General features: G+C 38.2%; 14 protein-coding genes and 1 pseudogene. 4 read left to right on the forward strand and 11 right to left on the reverse strand.

The features are described 5' to 3' along the window. Positions 1-5: 5 nt before the first annotated feature. The 10 genes from virB11 to ACFILO_RS07300 all read right to left on the reverse strand — a co-directional run bounded on the left by virB11 (position 6) and on the right by ACFILO_RS07300 (position 8,724). Complete coding sequence (gene virB11, locus ACFILO_RS07255; RefSeq protein ID WP_375653214.1) at positions 6-1,076, reverse strand: P-type DNA transfer ATPase VirB11; 1,071 nt, start codon at positions 1,074-1,076, stop codon at positions 6-8. Continuing rightward, positions 1,073-2,233, reverse strand: coding sequence for a type IV secretion system protein VirB10 (gene virB10, locus ACFILO_RS07260; protein WP_375632458.1), 1,161 nt, complete (start codon positions 2,231-2,233; stop codon positions 1,073-1,075). Before virB10 ends, virB11 begins: the two co-directional genes overlap by 4 nt. Beyond that, positions 2,226-3,092 carry a P-type conjugative transfer protein VirB9 gene (gene virB9, locus ACFILO_RS07265; protein ID WP_375612192.1) on the reverse strand — a complete coding sequence of 289 codons (867 nt, stop codon included), beginning with the start codon at positions 3,090-3,092 and terminating at the stop codon, positions 2,226-2,228. Before virB9 ends, virB10 begins: the two co-directional genes overlap by 8 nt. Continuing rightward, positions 3,089-3,793: a virB8 family protein gene (locus tag ACFILO_RS07270; protein ID WP_375610599.1), complete on the reverse strand. Its 705-nt coding sequence runs from the start codon at positions 3,791-3,793 to the stop codon at positions 3,089-3,091. Before ACFILO_RS07270 ends, virB9 begins: the two co-directional genes overlap by 4 nt. After that, the gene (locus ACFILO_RS07275) at positions 3,747-4,049 is read right to left on the reverse strand and encodes a type IV secretion system protein VirB7 (protein ID WP_375610598.1); all 303 of its coding nucleotides are present in this window, start codon (positions 4,047-4,049) and stop codon (positions 3,747-3,749) included. Before ACFILO_RS07275 ends, ACFILO_RS07270 begins: the two co-directional genes overlap by 47 nt. Before the next feature lie 210 nt (positions 4,050-4,259). Further along, positions 4,260-5,246, reverse strand: a complete 987-nt coding sequence (locus ACFILO_RS07280) for a type IV secretion system protein (RefSeq protein WP_375610597.1) — start codon at positions 5,244-5,246, stop codon at positions 4,260-4,262. After that, positions 5,233-5,718, reverse strand: a complete 486-nt coding sequence (locus ACFILO_RS07285) for a type IV secretion system protein VirB5 (protein WP_375632457.1) — start codon at positions 5,716-5,718, stop codon at positions 5,233-5,235. The genes ACFILO_RS07280 and ACFILO_RS07285 overlap by 14 nt, the downstream gene beginning before the upstream one ends. Beyond that, positions 5,715-8,069 (reverse strand): VirB4 family type IV secretion/conjugal transfer ATPase, encoded by a 2,355-nt coding sequence (locus ACFILO_RS07290; protein ID WP_375612194.1) that lies wholly within the window; start codon positions 8,067-8,069, stop codon positions 5,715-5,717. The genes ACFILO_RS07285 and ACFILO_RS07290 overlap by 4 nt, the downstream gene beginning before the upstream one ends. 22 nt (positions 8,070-8,091) lie before the next feature. Beyond that, positions 8,092-8,400: a type IV secretion system protein VirB3 gene (locus ACFILO_RS07295; RefSeq protein WP_273723684.1), complete on the reverse strand. Its 309-nt coding sequence runs from the start codon at positions 8,398-8,400 to the stop codon at positions 8,092-8,094. After that, positions 8,401-8,724, reverse strand: a complete 324-nt coding sequence (locus ACFILO_RS07300) for a TrbC/VirB2 family protein (RefSeq protein ID WP_375613587.1) — start codon at positions 8,722-8,724, stop codon at positions 8,401-8,403. It lies immediately after the preceding gene. 398 nt (positions 8,725-9,122) lie between these two features. On the opposite strand from ACFILO_RS07300, the gene ACFILO_RS07305 reads away from it, so the two are divergent. Further along, a complete protein-coding gene (locus ACFILO_RS07305) occupies positions 9,123-9,848 on the forward strand; it encodes a thermonuclease family protein (protein ID WP_375678066.1) in 726 nt (241 codons plus the stop codon). A gap of 1,149 nt (positions 9,849-10,997) precedes the next feature. Beyond that, positions 10,998-11,126: pseudogene (locus ACFILO_RS07310) on the forward strand (hypothetical protein); the annotation flags it as partial. Positions 11,127-12,135: 1,009 nt separating this feature from the next. Here ACFILO_RS07310 and ACFILO_RS07315 read toward each other — a convergent pair. Beyond that, entirely contained in the window at positions 12,136-12,495 is a 360-nt protein-coding gene (locus ACFILO_RS07315; protein WP_375613566.1) for a helix-turn-helix domain-containing protein, read from the reverse strand. 1,194 nt (positions 12,496-13,689) lie between these two features. Here ACFILO_RS07315 and ACFILO_RS07320 point away from each other — a divergent pair. Together ACFILO_RS07320 and ACFILO_RS07325 are read left to right on the forward strand one after the other, a co-directional pair. Next, positions 13,690-14,535: a TIGR01459 family HAD-type hydrolase gene (locus ACFILO_RS07320; protein WP_375678067.1), complete on the forward strand. Its 846-nt coding sequence runs from the start codon at positions 13,690-13,692 to the stop codon at positions 14,533-14,535. Then, a complete protein-coding gene (locus ACFILO_RS07325) occupies positions 14,535-15,536 on the forward strand; it encodes a bifunctional riboflavin kinase/FAD synthetase (RefSeq protein WP_375674947.1) in 1,002 nt (333 codons plus the stop codon). Before ACFILO_RS07320 ends, ACFILO_RS07325 begins: the two co-directional genes overlap by 1 nt. Positions 15,537-15,750: the final 214 nt, after the last annotated feature.

Raw genomic sequence — 15,750 nt, forward strand, 5'->3', positions numbered from 1 at the left:
TTCCTTTAGTCCCCTCCAAAGATGTTTCGTTGTTTGAAGGGATCGTAATAAATTTCTGTGACTTTAAATTTTCCTTCAATCCGTTTGCATTGGATGATGATATCAATCATTGAAATCAACAGTCCTCGAATATCATCACGCTCTAAATCACCACCGCCTTCACTTTCTTTGACCAAAAGGGTCATCTGCTCAAAGGCTGCAAGGGCTGTTGAGGCATGAACCGTTGTAATGGAGCCTGGATGACCTGAATTGACATTGCGGATATAATAAAAGGCTGTACCATCTCGAAGTTCTTGCAACAGAATACGATCAGGACGCATCCGTAAAGATGATTCAAGCAACTCTTTGGGGCCAACGGAGGCTAAGCCTTGTCCATCTTTTGAATAGAACATTGAGACATGGTTAGGGTGTGGTATCACCAATTCTTGTGTGTCTTCGATGGTGATAATACGCTCTTCTTGAGGGATTTTTGCGATTAATGCTTTTGATAATGTTGTTTTACCCGAACCGGTTTTTCCCGCAATTAAAATATTTTTCTGGCATTCTACAGCTTGATTTAAAAAAGAGACAAAGTCTTTATTACAGTAGGCACTGGCTAATTTATGCTCGATGATTTTGAGTTCGTTAAAACGAGAATGATAGTCATGCAAGGGCGTGAAAGATACCCGTTCACAGAGCGAGAAGAGGCCTTTCTTGGCGAGCTCTTCGAGAGAAAAACTCTGCGATGACGGTTTACGAATTGTCATACTAATCGTGTCTTTTTCGACAGCGGGCGGAATGACAATTTGAATGCGCTCATTGCCTGGTAGCGTTGCAGATAATATTGGGTTTTTGTCCGATATGTTTTGCTTGGAATAGGATGCTACAACTTTCGCAATCCCCATAAGCTCATTAAAAGAGAGCCCCGGTGCTTCTATTGTTTTCCATCCATCAAATCCTTCAGTCATGACTTGATAGGGACGATTGATAACAATTTCAAAGAGTCTATCATCTTTCAAAAAAGCACTGATGGGTTCAAGTTTTGTGAGAACAATCGCAACGGTTTCATCGCTCATGGTATGTAAGTTTGAGTTCATTCTAAAGTTACCGCCGAATTTTTGTAAAAGTTTCTTGAAACAGCTCGATTGATAATCTGTTTTTTGTTTTCGATGACTTTCAATTTATAAACGCTGGAAAAATCTAAATCGCGGGCAACAAAGATATTCACCATTTCCCCTTGGTTTTTGGATAATGTTGGAGGAATATTGGCGTAATTTTCTACGAGAATGTTTGCGATGTTTTGTCCTGAAGAGATTGTTTCAGTTTCTTCTTTTTCCTGTTTTTTTGATAAACGTTTATTGGCATAGTGTGTTGCATCTTTTATTAGTGAGACAAGAAGCGCAGACCCAATCCTCTCGAGCCAATGGTTATCAATATCTCCATCCATACCAGAACGCCCTAAAGCATCCGTTGCCGGTGAAGCTAAAGATATAATGATACCATTGGGGGTTTTTGCTCTATTCCATAGTACAAAGAGACGTGTTTGGCCTTTTTTCAATCCGGCGCGATATTCACCAACAATTTGGGTGCCTTTATCAAGAAGCACAACACGACCATTGTCTGATAAGATATCTCTGGAGATGATACAACTGGCAAAACCTTGTTGATCACTGTTGATGGCTGTTTCTAAAATACAAGGAATAGAAGTTCCCATCGCGATGATGTAGTTTCGATTGCCAAGGGTTGAAGCACGAATACCTTCAAGCACTGTGGGTTTGAGAAGATGATTAAAACGTTGTGTCGTTTCATCAGGTTTGCTTTCAAGTTGGTGAGGCAAAGCACCATTATTTGTTTGTGAATCTATTTTGCCTTGTTGTGTACTTGCATAAGCTAATACAGGAGCACGTTGTGCTGCTTCCAGCAGTGAGTTATCAGAATTTAATTGATTGATGTTTGGTGTTGGTAGCTCGACTTTTGGTAATAGAGCGTTATTTCGTTGAGGCTGTTCAAAGGGGGGAGGGGTAGGCTTTGCAGGACGAAAAAGCTCTGTTTGTTTTATAACTTTTCCTTCTTTTGAAGATTCAATTGGTTGCTTTTTGTCTGTAACAAGTGTTGAATAGGTTAAATAAAGACAGACACTGAAAAGAATAATAAGAGCAATAGCTTTCCCCACATTGTTCTGTTGACTTTTCCCTTGAGCATTTTTTATTGTATCGCGATCATTAATGCTTTTTTCATCCACGGTGTTATTCATGGCTGCTTCCTAGGTTCACTTTACGTTGTACAGATGGTGATGTCGTACCTGTTTCAGGATTAATTCCTTTTGGTACGAACCTTTTGTTAAAGATGCACAATACTTCATTCCCACGTCGTAGCGTGAATTGTGCAGCTGTTGCATGAACAATAACCTTGTTGCCTTTAATCGATTTGGGAATAAGCGCTTCTTGCCCATCAGGCGATACAATGTAAATGGCAGGGATTTCAATGTTGCCTAAAAAGGTAAAGGTTGTTGTTTTCCCATTATCATAGACAGAAGCAGGTTCAATAAGAGATGAGCCTTGAGCTTCATAAGCCCAATTGCGTGGTCCAAAATCTTCATGGATATTTAAAATATCATTGACAAAGTTTTCTTCACGTTGTTTTTCTTTTTCTGCTTCGGCTAATTTCTTACGTAAGGCTTCATCTTCTGGATAACGAAACTTTACCAAGAAATACGTCTCATTGCCGGCTGAAACATCGCCTTCACGGACTTGTAGCTCGAATTGATAAGAGCGTTGTGTTCCATCTTGGCGGCTTGTGACAATTTGTAAATTTGTCACAGGCTGAACTTCACGTGGTTTGAGAAAAACAAAGTGTCCAGCCGGTGCAACTTGCCAAGCAACCGAATTTCCAATTCCTACATAGGTTACTTCTTCATCAACGGCAAATTCTAGTTGAACCGAAGAGCGAATGGAGCCAATGATTTGTACGACGTTGTAGGGGTCATAATTGACAAATCTGATGCGGTTATCTTTACGTGCACTGACAGGCGCTGTTTCCGCAAGTGAGAGAGCTGTGTGAAAGCTGACAGTGATCGTAAAAATTAAAGAGATTGTTTGTAAAAGTCTGATCATTTTATCACCTCTGGATCAGATCTATATTCCGATACTTGAAAACCAAGAGGGTTGATAAGACGATCAGACGTTGAAATGTGTGCGTTCACGTAGGAAAAATTTAAGATTGAAATCCAATGGGAAATATTTTCTTTTTCATTCAAGTCTCTGATCGTTTTATAGTAACGAACTTGGATAAGATCTTTACTTATAAAAGAGATTGATTTGATTGTGATCGTAGCAATCATGTTATGATAAATATTTTGCGGACTTTCTGGATTATTGCCCGCGTACCATTTTGCAAAACGGTTTTGTTCTTTTGGAGAAGATAAAAGAGAGACTAAGCGAAAATTGTTTTCTGCTTCTGATGCTTGAAAACCTTCACGAGCGCGAACATATTGGCTGGCAAAATAACGCGTTATCGCTTCATCATAGTCGTTAGGGGATTCTTTTAGGGCGCTTACAGTATCAATAATGCCTGTTGAGTTATCAACGCGGATAACAAAAGGCTCTACCGTTTTCAAAGGTGTCAAAGCTGCGACAGCTAAAGCCAGCGCAATTGTCATCAATCCAAAAAGCACTGTTAAAGCCATGGAGATTTTCATCCGCACGCGCATGCTATGCATGCGATCAATGTCAAATGAGCGCGCTTCTTTTATATATTCTTCAAGGGCATCACTTTTCACGCATAACCTCCACAGTTTTATCAGATCGTGCTTCATGAATAACCGGCTTTAATAAAGCTGAATTGGCTGTTACTTTTTCACTTTCCAAAGTATTGAGAATGATGGGAGTGGTAACAGGCTTTACACTCTTTTCTGGGTAGACAATGTTTTTATTGTCCCAATTCCACTTATCTTTATTTAAAGCGCGTGTATGTTTGCCATTACAGCGTGGTGGTTTTTTAGGGCCACTCAAAGAGGCACAACCAGTAAGAGCGATTGTTAGGACCATAACAAAAGTTATTTTTCGTTTCATTTTTTGAACTCACAAATATCTTGGAATACAATGCATGAGAGCCTTTGTTCTGAACATTTTTACAAGTTTATGTGATGCAAGGTTTTGATTGGTTTTATTGTTAGACCCAAGATGTTAGATCTTATCTGGAACAGGATCATGGCGTGTGCGCCAAAGGGCGCACACAAGGCAAAAACAAAAATGCTTATTCTTTTAAAGAGGTGCTTTATCTTAAAATCGACCACGACCGCCTCCAGATTTACCTGCTTTTGCTGCCGCCCCTGCCGCACTTCTAACAGCGTTACCGGCAGCTCCTGAGATTTGTGAAGTGGCACTTTTTACTGCATTGCCACTCGCTCTTGCACCATTGGAAAGCATTGTAAAAATCTGTCCTCCTGAAGAGACACCAGCGTTAAAGTATGGTCCGCCAGAGGCCAGCGCTGTTGCAATACCAGGAAGCGCACGGAAGATAATAACTCCTATGATCGAAATGACGATGACAGGGGGAAAAAGAACGTAAATTGATTCATATGAAACTTTGAGAACCTGTAGGATAACTTGACATATAATGGTTCCAAGCATGATTACGAGAACTTGTAAAATGGTAAAATTGATCAAAGTTGTAATCCATGCATCGGAGTATTTTCGCGTTGCATTGAACAAATACAAACTAATGAATAGAGGCCCAAGACCTATAATCATGACGAGTGCAACTTGTGCAAACATTTGCACAATAAAACCACCTATACAAAAAAGAATAACCGCGAGAAGCATGATAGAACCAAGAAGACCCACAATGATCTTTTCAAAAAACCAAGCATTGTATAAGACTTCTTGATAACGCGAACTTGCCTTTAACAAAATATAATCAAAAACATTGGAGCTTGCAGGATTACTGTTAAGCGCATTCCCAATAGCATTGGATAAATCATTGAAGAAAATATCCTTGACATAAGTATTAAATGTATCCGCATTCGTTGCCATTGTTGTAACAACAACGATTTTAACAACATTATTGAGAAGACTATGCATGGAAAGCGCAACGCGACCTGTCATAACATTATAGCCATAAAGAAAGATAAAAATGATTGCGGCGAGATTTAAGGGCGCTGAAATAGCAGAAGACAGCCCACTCACCGTCGTGTCCATCACATTATCAAGGGGTTTTAAAATATACCCAGAAACGCTTTCAAAGGGAGAAAAACTAAAGTCTGACATTTGTACTTGTACTTTCAAGTTTTTCTTTTAATTGTTTTTCTTTTTCTTTTAATTGTGCCTCAAGATATTTATGCTTTTTTTGTTCCTTTTCTTCACGTAGCTCATCTTTTGTCTTCGTATCTCTTGCTTGAATCATATCAAGAGACTGAAGTTTTAAAGAACTTACTTGAAGACCGGCTTGAAGAAGAGAAAGTTTTACTTGAAGATCTTGCCGAAGAGTTTGCAATTCTTCAGGTTTTGTTTCTGGTTTTGATTTAATATTTTCAAGTTGTTGACTTATTTCTTTGATTTTATTTGCAGTTTCAGTTGCGCTTTTATAAATGTTTTCAGCTGTTTCTGATTTTGCAGCATCTAATTTTTGTGTGTTCTCGAGTGCTTGTTTATAATATTCATCTACATCGGGTGTTGTTTGCGCTATTGCATGAGAAATAAAAGAAAAAGATAACAGTGTAACTAAGCCATATTTTTTCATTGATTTTTTCTCCTTTGATAAAATATGGGCAGCCATTTGTCAGGGGCAGCTCCATATTCGTTGATAATTTCATTCATGAGTTCAATGTTTTTTGTTGTGCCGCTTAAAACGGCGATCTCATCATTCATTCCACGTAAGTTAAGTTCTGCAACGACGGAACTTTGTCCTTGTTTGATGAGAAAACGACGGGATTCTCTGCTTAACTCTGACTGTATCAGTTCAAATTCACGCTCAGTAAGTTTGAAAGCTTCGACATAATCATTGTAATTTGCTTTTTGATTTGGAAAAAATATTTGGGTGGGGCATTGCTCAATGATTGTGTGCGCGATTGTTGAGTTCAAAGCATCTTTAGGGCTTTGTGTTGCAAAGAGCATCATGCCATTTTGTTTACGAATTGTTTTTAGCCGATCTTGCGCAAAAGCTTTAAATGAATCATCTTCTAAAGCTTTCCAGAATTCATCAACGACGATAATGATGCGCCGCCCATCAATCAAATCAAGAATGCGGTGAAAGAGATACATCATTAAGGGGCGCCGAATTTCTTCATTATCTAAGAAATCGGTCATGTCATAGCCAATGAACTGCGCATTTAAATTGAGATCATCTTGATCATTATCAAAAACCCATCCTAAATCATTGCCTCTAATCCAGCGTTGCAGCCGTATGGCAATTCCTTCTTTGGATGTGTTGTCAAAAAACAGTTGAAGGGCACCAAGAGAGCGCTGGGTTGGGGGTAAATTTTCCAAGGAATCAATGGCTTTGGCGATATCTTGTCGCTCTTCTTCTGTTACGATTTGCCCTTCAGCGGTCACCAGCTTTAAGATCCAATTACGAAGAAAGATTTTATTTTTTTCGGTGTATTCCATGCCCTTTAAGGGAGCAATACCCGTGGGCTGCCCATTTTTTAAAGGTTTGTATTTCCCTCCTCCAGCCCGTACAAAAATCTCTGCTCCTTGATCTTTATCAAAAAAAACCATAGTTGGATTGTGTTTTTGTAATTGTGCAAGAAGAAAATTAACAATCACTGTTTTACCAGATCCTGATGGACCACAAACAAATGTGTTTCCAAGATCGCCATAATGAAAATTAAAATAGTAAGGTGAACCAGCCTGTGTTTTTAGCAATGCGACAGCAGCTCCCCAAACATTATCGTTCAGTTTGCCAACAGGGAAAGAATGGAAGGGCGATAAAGCAGCAAAATTTCTGCTGGTAATGGCGCCTGAACGCGCACGATAGCTAAAGTTTCCAGGAAGCTGTGCCCACCATGCTGCTTCCAATCCTAAATCTTCTCTGGCAATCACGGCTCCCCCATTGGTTAAATGGGAACGTGCTTTTGATAAGTTTTCAGACAATATTTTGGGATGATCAGCAAAAACAGCTAAAGAAATGTGGTGTTCTCCCAAAACAAAACGGTTTGATTCTAAATCATCTAGCGCTTCATCCAGTGCATCGATTTGTGAGCTAGCACGGTCAGCTGCATTGATCATTTGATTTTGTTTGCGGCTCATAATCGCACTGGCGGCTGCCTTACTTTTAAAGACAAAGGATTGTGTTAAGATGAATTCAAATGGCACCGTAAGCAGACCATCAGTCATACCTGGGCGTGTTTTAGAAGGATACTCTTTCCATCCAAACATGCCCACAAAGCGTTCATTGCTTTCATGGCGAATTTCGATAATTTCTTTCCCAAAAATAACACGATCCGAGTAAATTGTTGAAGCAATAGTTCCAAATGTGAGAGGAATACGCTCACGTCTTCCCCCCACTAGCTGGTGGAGAAATTCACTTTGTTCGGCAAATAAAAGTCCTTCATGTTCATAGATGGATAGCAGACGGACTTCATATTCTTCCAAACCTTGCATAAGATCTTGACTTAACTCTTCGAGTTTACGAATAGCTTCCTCATCGGGCTCAGATTGTGTTTTCTTGGCTTTGCTCAAGCGCTGAAAAAATGAAACCAGCTTTTCTGTTTTATCCGCGGCCGGATTCCAAAGCAGTGAAATAAATAGATCATTTCTATACAGTTCTTGCGAAACCATTTTCTTTTTATATTTTTCATCTAATGTTGTTGCAAAAGATGAAAGAAAATGACCCTCTGGGTATATCGTTTCACGGCGGCGGATGATGTGAGAATATAAAGCAAGCCGTTCATCTGCGATATTTTTTAAAAGGGTGTTTAATTGGTTGTGTAAAGAATTTAATTGATCAATATCCGCGGTGTCGAAATTTATACCCTCAACAGCCATCACAACCATTAAACAGCGTGAATTTAAAGCAACGACATGTTGGTTGATGTAGCGTATATAGGGAATATATTCTTCAGGCAAAGTTTCCCGTTTCATTATTGACATCTGTTTCACCAATTTCGTTCCTTCAGCTTAGTTCCTTATAAGTGCGGATAAGGCGTAAAGGGGAGGTTGAACCTCCTCCCCATCGGTTGAGGTTTTTTTGTTTTCCTCGGGTATTGAGCCATGCAAATAATACGCGAAATTGGTTGTGATCGTACTTTGTCACTTCTCGCAAAATAAAGTGTATCCCAATCCCAAGACCAAACATGGTAAAATCACTGGTCAAAATGAAAAGAATGGATGTCGCCATGACATTGAGCGCCATGGCTTCCATTGTAACACCAGCAAACATGGCTGGGCGCGTACAGGCAAGGAAAAGAGTATCTTCGTTCATTTATGTTGTGCCCGCTAATTTACCGACAAGAGCAGGGGCACCAAAAACAATAGCAATCCCCAGAACACAGTAAGCTGCTTTGCGTAAATCAATAAAGCCGTACATCCAGCCAATCCCCACAGCAGCAACACATATAATAGCAATAAGCTTTGCCGTTGGACCCGTCATCATTGTGACAATGTTGCCTAAAACACCATCAAGATTTCCCAGACCACCTCCACCAGTAGTAGAAGAAGCAGCATAAGAAAAATCAGATACAAAAACTGCCGTAAAAAGCAGCATGGTCACGATAAAAATGATGTTTTGGAATCTATTATCTGTCATTTTACCTCTCTTTAACAAATAATATTTGTTCATATGTCGACATTCCATTGCCTCTAACAAACTGGAAAGTGCTGTCATTTGATGACAGTTTAATTCTTCTCGTTTGTTTGTTTTAAAAGCCTTGATCGTGGATCTGTTCACTCTCAAGCTCTTCTTCGTAAAGAGACAGAAGTCTTTTCAAATTGAGATTGTGTTACATGAAAATGGCAATTTTAAGTTGTGTATATTGGTAAAAATAACAATATTAAAATAATGAAAGAAAGAATATCATTCTTTACAAAATGTAGTTAATCTGCAACACTTATATTTGGATTTTTTCTTTAAAAACAAGGGGATTGCTGATCAATAATCTGACATGATAGGAAAAAAACGAATTTTTTGAGCGAGCGTGTTAAGAGATGCTATTTAAATTGATTGTTATTATTTACATTATGGGGGCTACGGTGTGGGGATTAAGCCAATATAAAGATAAAATGGATTTCAGCATTCTTAAAACATTTGAGACGCAAGATATCCAAGATATTGTCGATCTCTATCGAGAAGAAAAAAAGTTGGGTAGATCTATCACCAAACAGCAATTAGAAAAAAATGAACCAGCTCTCGATTTGCAGAAGAGTGTTTCATTAAATGATGTTGCAAATAATGCTGTTGTTTTTCATGGTAAGGCTTCTGTTACAAGTGGGGTTACATTTAAATTACTGACGCCTGCTGCACAATCTTGGCGCTCACATATCTCCCGTGATATTCATCTTTATGGTGTGGATACATGTGCACCCCGTCAAAAAGCAAGATTAAATGATCAAGAATGGCCCTGTGGTGCGGTTACAACGGCTTGGCTTGTCACCAAAACACTTGGGCAGGATTTATCCTGTAAACAGGCTTTGATGCACAATGGTGTTTATTATGCGCAATGTTTTGTTCAAGGGGTTGATTTAGCTGAGGAAGGTCTTAAAGAAGGTATGTTGGTACTCTCAAAAGAGGAGAAAAATCCTATTCCAGCCCAGTATCATCATGCGGAAGAAAAAGCACGTGGCAATAAGATTGGTCTTTGGTCGAGTGATTTCACTGAACCTTTAAAATGGCGGCGAGATAATGGATCCTATAACCCCTTTGCTAGTCTATGATTGGTTTTAATGAACATATTTACTTAAATTTTTATAGAGAAAACTTTATCAATAAAATTGTACCAAATCGTAGAGCAAATTTGAATAAACGGTGAGATTATTTTCGTTTATGAAGTAAATGGATGGTACTTCCCTTTTCAAGGGAGGGTTGCTTTCAAAATCGCTTCTCTATTTTTACTTATGTGTTTTATAAAAGCGGGAAAATGTCATTGTTGGTGGCAAAGCATTTTTGAGTATTTGTGTTTGAAGGAGAAAGTGAGGCGATAAAAAACGCTCAAGAAACGGATTTCTAGAGCGGTGTTGATAAAAGTAAAAAATAAACAGACCCCAAAATGGTGTAACGTTTGATATAACGGATAAAATCTTTCACAATGCCTTAAAAGAATTCATAGCAAAAGTTTTTTCATCAGAATTTTTGTCTTCAGGATTGGATCACGTTTTTTACTTCTTTAAAAGTGATCAATCTGTTGCATTCCTTGAAAAGCTTTCATAATTATCTGCTTTTAAATTCAGACTTCCAAATGATGGATGGATTTCAAATAGACTCTACACGAAGAAATCTTCGTAAAATGATTTGCATTGCTGATTGTTTTCTATATATCACAAAACGTTTCTATTTAGTCCTCGATGGAGGAACAATAATCAACATACAAATAGGTAAAAAGAGCTCATACTTTTTTGTTATGGCTGCATAGTCCATTGATCGTGAGACTTAAGTATTATAATGCTCATAGGCTTTCTATAGGGTTAGGGGCGATGCCTATTGCAATGTAACTATTTGAAATCAGTTGGACAAAAGCATTAATGCGTCTTCTGATTTCATCATTTGTATTCAGTTTGGGCTCTTTCCCTTCTCATTGTATTTTATGACAAACTCATACGATGGCTATTGTGAGCTCTTCTTGCGTTATTTTACTCAGAGTGTTCACTTTGAAAGCAAGCAAGTGATAGTGAGGCTGTATTCTCATACAGTGTGAAAATTCAACCCTCATTTGGGGGGATGATATTAACAGATAAGGTATTTAAAGAGGAGTAAAATGAAAAAAATTATTTATTATGCATGACTCTATTATTCGTCGTGGGGTGTGAAAAACCTATAGCGTAGAAGATTTAAAAAAAGATGCAAAATTAAGAGAAGAATGGGGAACGAAGTGTTCTCTTTCAGGACAAGCTGTTAAGGAATCTAAAAGCTGTCAAAATGTTTTACAAGCAGATACTGAAATGTTTTTCTCGCCAAAGCTTGATGTTACAGACCGTGGTCATGCATCTCAACAGTAAAGTGTGATATAAAAATTCTAAAATAAAGAAGTTACGGCTCAACGAATGCTCGCTTCTTCAATTGTTATAGCGGATTTTTTTATCATTTTTCATCTTTCAGATGAGCTCCCCAAATCATATTCGCAATCCTATTGTTTGTTTCATCTTTGTTAGATTGAGGATTATGATCATGAGAAAACAGGATAGCATTGTCTTATAGAAACATCTCTTAAGGTATCCAAGCCTATTTTGCGACGCTGTTCGTAAAGGGTATAAGGGTAAATCCATTGAGCCCCCCATCTTTACGCTTCATAACGGAGTAAGCCTTGCACCATCACACAGTTTGTCAGCTTGTGGGTGTTGCTTACAGCTCTTGGTAATTGAGACGGTTCGTTTGAGGCATTTTTAATTCTTACTTAATAGTTTTTATCCATACGCCTCTTCCCACTTGTAACCTGCAAGAGATATAGTTTTGGTTGATTCAACATGGAACAAGTCTGAAATGAAAGAATCTTACGATATTCTGGATTCTCATTCAACATGTAAAATAATAAATTATCTTTATAAATCAATGTTTTGCCTTACGGTAGAGTTGGTGTAGCATTGAGATTTTAGAGGGAAAATATGCCTTTAAGACTTTATAACAGATACTAAGTCTTTAATAGCAGGTATATTAAATGTACATCATTTAAAATAAATAGAGCGTCCATAGCGAAAAGGGGGCCGCTCTTTAAATACGGATAAATACTTATTCTGTTGTGCTGTAAAACGCTATTGTTTGCGGGTGTGGTGATATAAGATATAAAACTTTATAGGGGTGTTTTGATAAGAGAGTGTGATGAATATTCAAGGGAGGGCTTGTTTATATAATTTTGTGAAAGGAACCATATGAAATGGGAAGCTGAGAAGGAGTTATTTTTGAGAAGGCGGATCGTTTATCAACCGGTTTGAGGGGGGCATCCTTTTGGGGTGTGGGGAGAAAGCCAAGAATAGGGCATGTAGTACCCTATAGCTATGCTTTTAAAGCGTTTTAATTTTGATCACAAATTAAGTTTAAAATTGCTTTCTGCTTGACAGATGTGAGGACTCTAAAACTTTTTAAAAGCAAATATTCCTCTTTGCTCGAGGCGATTTCATCATAATGGTACGGGGTGTTGTCTTTTTTGATGATATCAGTGTAAAAAAAGGCAAGTGGAACATTCAAAATATCGGAAATTTCCTTTAAACGTCCTGCGCTCACGCGATTTAAGCCTTTTTCATACTTTTGGATTTGTTGAAAAGTGACACCTAAATGATGCCCTAATGTTTTTTGAGACATTTTTAGCACTTTTCGCCTAAAGCGAATTTTTTTGCCTACAAAAAGATCAATATTAAGATTTTGAGCTTGCATTTTCCCCCTCCAGGTGCGAGCGCCCTCGCATTGGTATTCCGGGAGCTTGAAAACACTGAACCCTAGTCAGCATTTTGCTTTTAGTGCTTGGAGCACCTGGACATAGCAAAATCTCCCGGAATTCCGGGATACCCACATAGTGGGTTTATTTTTACGCTAGGGTTTCGGGTTTTCAAGACCCCTTTTGATCGTTGCGTATGCGATCAAAACATTTTTCGATTCATAAAGTAATTTTAGGAGATTGGCAATAAAAATAGTTTTTCTTGAGACGGATAGATTTTTTTAAATAGGAGGTTGTTTGCCTTTCAAAGTTTTAAGGTTTGCTTACTCAACTCATGACATCAGATATGCATTTTACGAAGGTAAACCTTGGTTTTTAAGCTCAAGTTACCGCTTACGGTGCTGTCCTTAACCAATAATCAAAATGATTTGTTTTGATGCGTCTGAGATATCATGATGATAGGGGAAAGCTTTTATGAGTAAAGAGCCCTCATGCAAAATAAACTCAAAACATTATAGATCTTATTGTTGTATATTCACATGTTTGTTTTAGAAGATATTTCTCAATGTTAGCGCCTATTTTACAATGGTGCTTCGTAAAGTATATAGCGTAAAAGCCTCTATGAATGGGATAAAAGCTATATTGCTATCTTTACTGAAAAAAAGATGCTCAGACGGCACATACTCTCTGCCAGTTCAAAATATTACGACAGTTTTTGCCTTTGAAAGGGAGCCTAAGAGCTATTTTTTCTTTCTTCACGTGTTTTTATCTGTACGCTCTCTGCTTATAATATGTAAGCGAATAGGTTTTGATTGATTCAATATAAACAAATTTGAAATGAGAAAATATATTGGGCTTTCTCATGATGCATGTTTTTAAGAGGGGGATACGTTTATTTTCTCAGTGAAGAATTTGAGTATTTTAGATAAAAAACTCTATCAACGTCGTTGTTGTTAGAATTAAAATTTTTATGAGAAAAATAGCATTGGGGAATGATAAGCTTTTGCTATCAAGCATTTTAGAATTTTGCACAACTTAATGATAACTTAGTTATTTTATCATTTCTTATGATCTCTATAGACGATAAAAAGTTGGGATATGGTTTGAGAAAGCAGATGACACAAGTATTATCTTTCGGTAAGTAATTTTGAAGTAAAAGACAGCTTTAAATGACAAATAGAGATAGGTGCTCCATGAATGAACTTACCCATATTGAGACTATTATAGCGCATTATGATGCTGTTTTTTGTGATGTGTGGGGTGTTGTGCATAACGGTGTACATGCATTTGAACCAGCGTTGAAGGCGTTGTATAAAATCCGACAAATGGGAAAAACTGTCATTTTATTAACTAATTCTCCTCGGCTACGGGAAGATGTTGCTGCTCAATTACAAAGCATGAATGTTCATAGCGACTATTATGATGCCATTATCACTTCAGGGGATGTAACGCGCGATCTCATTCAGACTGCTCCACGTAAAGTTTTTTTCATTGGTTCACAACGTGATTTGGTGCTGTTTGAAGGGTTAGAGTGTGAATTTGTTGAAGAATGGGAGGCTTCTGTTGTCGTCTGTAGCGGTTTTCTTGAAGATTTTGACGAAGAACCCTCTGCTTATGAGGAGATGTTTCGTCGCATGCGGTCGCGGAATTTACCTTTTATTTGTGCGAACCCAGATGTGATTGTCCATTATGGAAATAAAGAATTTTGGTGCGCTGGTGCATTGGCTCGTCTTTATCAACAATTAGGGGGGGAAGTGCGCATTGCTGGAAAACCTCACGCGCCTATTTATGAATGTGCCTTTGAAAAACTTCAAAAAATACGGGGAACAGTAGAAAAAAGTCAAGTTTTAGCTATTGGTGATGGTCTTTTAACGGATATTAAGGGGGCGGCTCACTTTGGTCTTGATGCCCTTTATATTATGGGGGGGATTCATCATTATGATTATACGCAAAATGGTGTGGTTGATAAGCAAGCTTTGCATTCTTTTCTTGAACGTCATGGTTATAAACCACAAGCAATCATGTGGGCACTTCAGTAATGACTAATTTTTTGCGTCTTCAGGGAATTCATATGTTTCCCTCGGCTTGGCGGGGAGCAGTGTTGGCACTTGGAAATTTTGATGGTGTTCATTGCGGACATCAGGTGGTGTTGCAAAAAGCGCTTGATTTCGCCCGTATAAAAAAGAAACCAGCAGTTGTTTTAACGTTTGAACCCCATCCAAGAAGTTTTTTTCAACATTCAGCTCCTGTCTATCGTTTGACAGAGGCAGCTGAAAAAGCTGAAATTTTTAAAACCCTTGGTTTTGACGGCGTGATTGAACAGCCCTTTGATGCACAGTTTGCCGCTCTTTCAGCGGACGAATTTATTAAGTCGTTTTTAAAGGAAGTTTTTGATGTTTCAGTTGTGGTGACAGGCGAAAATTTTCAATTTGGTCATCAGAAAAGTGGAAATGTACATCTTCTTTGCCAAAGGGGAGAGAAATATGGATTTGAGGTTGTGCAAGTTCCTTGCGTTGCTCGTCCTCAAGAGTCACAATCTTTGATCATTTCCTCGAGTTTTATTCGGCAACTTCTCTCACAAGGGGAAGTGGACAAAGCAGCCCATTTGTTAGGGTATCACTATCGGATACGCTCCAATATTATTCAAGGTGAAAAACTTGGACGTCTTTTGGGATTTCCTACCGCTAATCAAATGTTGCCTCCCCAAGTTCGTTTGGCTCATGGTGTTTATGCGGTACGTTTGCGTCGTGCGAACGGTGTTTTGTATGATGGTGTTGCAAGCTTTGGTTGTCGTCCAACGGTTGTTAAGGATGGGGCGCCCCTTTTGGAAACCTATTTGTTTGACTTTAACGACGACCTTTATGGGGAAAGCTGTATCGTTTCTTTTTTCCAGTTTTTGCGAGGACAAGAAAAATTTGATGGGCTTGAACCTTTGATTGCGCAAATGCATCGTGATGAAAAAAAAGCAAAAGAAATTTTAAAGACAGTACAACCATTATCAACGTTGGATAGGCTGCTTACTTTTAAAAATATGTCCTAAACTGATCTGAAAAAGAGAGAAGAGCTGTAAAAATAGCACTTAAAGTGATTATAATCACAAAGATATATTCCAAAACATCGTGGATTATATGTTTTTTCCGTTGTTGAGAGGGAGAATCGAATATCTGAAGATCTGATTTTGGCATCATTTTTTTCAAAGTTAACGTTATGGTTTTTGTTGTCATTCAAAACTTTACTGCTTGTTTCTTTCTGAT

The organism is Bartonella sp. AP72JLCBS (assembly GCF_042195705.1).
Classification (GTDB): Bacteria; Pseudomonadota; Alphaproteobacteria; order Rhizobiales; family Rhizobiaceae; genus Bartonella.